This window comes from Serratia sp. MMO-28 (assembly GCF_037199905.1).
Lineage (GTDB): Bacteria > Pseudomonadota > Gammaproteobacteria > Enterobacterales > Enterobacteriaceae > Chania > Chania oryzae.
On sequence record NZ_JBBCVB010000089.1, the window covers coordinates 1 to 595 of the forward strand.

At 50.3% G+C, this 595-nt stretch carries 1 protein-coding gene; it reads left to right on the forward strand.

Features of this window, described 5'->3' with window-relative positions; genetic code table 11:
- Nucleotides 1–595, forward strand: a 595-nt coding sequence (locus WG891_RS26655) for an amino acid permease (protein ID WP_337265097.1), incomplete at both ends; no start/stop codon positions are given.

The following is a 595-nucleotide window of genomic DNA, read 5'->3' on the forward strand; positions in this document are numbered from 1 at the left end:
CTTTGTTTTCCAAACCCTGGCTCAACGTAAGCCAGACCTGGACTCTGGCGTATTTATTTATGCCAAAGAAGGATTTGGTGATTATCTCGGCTTTGCTTCAGCGCTTGGGTTCTGGGCCGGTACCTGTATTGGTAACGTCTCCTACTTTGTGCTGATCAAATCAACCCTGGGAGCATTCTTCCCACTATTTGGTGATGGCAATACTATCCCTGCAGTATTAGTCGCCTCCGTTATTCTGTGGGCATTCCATATTCTGGTATTACGTGGCGTTAAAAGCGCGGCGGCCATCAATACCATTGCCACTATCGCCAAAATTCTGCCGATCATCCTCTTCGTTATCGTGTTGATTTTTGCCTTTAAGGGCGATGTCTTTGCGCTCAACTTCTGGGGAGCACCGCAGGTTGCTGCCAACGTGGGTGACTTGTCTCACCTCAATGACTATGGCTATGTCGGCCATGCGGCGGCAGCGATTGTCCCATCAGTAGAGCCAGAGTCCCTGTTCAGCCAGGTACGCAGCACCATGCTGGTCACGGTGTTTGTCTTCCTGGGTATTGAAGGGGCCAGTGTCTACTCCCGTTATGCTAAAGAACGCAAA